This window comes from Bradyrhizobium sp. Kon37 (genome assembly GCF_055807535.1).
The window spans coordinates 1-309 of sequence record NZ_JBVVOY010000212.1; the positions used below are offsets into that span (position 1 = coordinate 1).

Genomic DNA, 309 nt, shown 5'->3' on the forward strand with positions numbered 1-309 from the left:
TGCGGCGCTGGGTTTTACGCCAAGGGGAGAAGCGGCATACGCCATCGAGCGGTCAGCCTATGGTGAGCCGAGGTCCAGCATTGCGAAGCAGTACCAGCAGGAATGGAACCGGAAGGCGGCGACCTGGTGGGCGATGGCCGGTGTGGCCGGCATCATCGGCGCGATCCTGGCGGCGGCGGCAACCGGCTTTGTTGGGCTGGCAGTGTCGATCCGCAACCGAGTGAAGCGCGTGCGCGACCTGTTGGTGATGGAGCCGGGTGCAGAGCCATAAGCGGCAAGAGACAAAAGCCCGGAAACCGGGCTTTCGTC

At 64.7% G+C, this 309-nt stretch carries 1 pseudogene; it reads left to right on the forward strand.

Features of this window, described 5'->3' with window-relative positions:
- Positions 1-271 (forward strand): annotated as a pseudogene (gene klaC / locus AC0L3J_RS37850) (tellurium resistance system protein klaC); the annotation flags it as partial.
- Between the last annotated feature and the right edge of the window lie 38 nt (positions 272-309).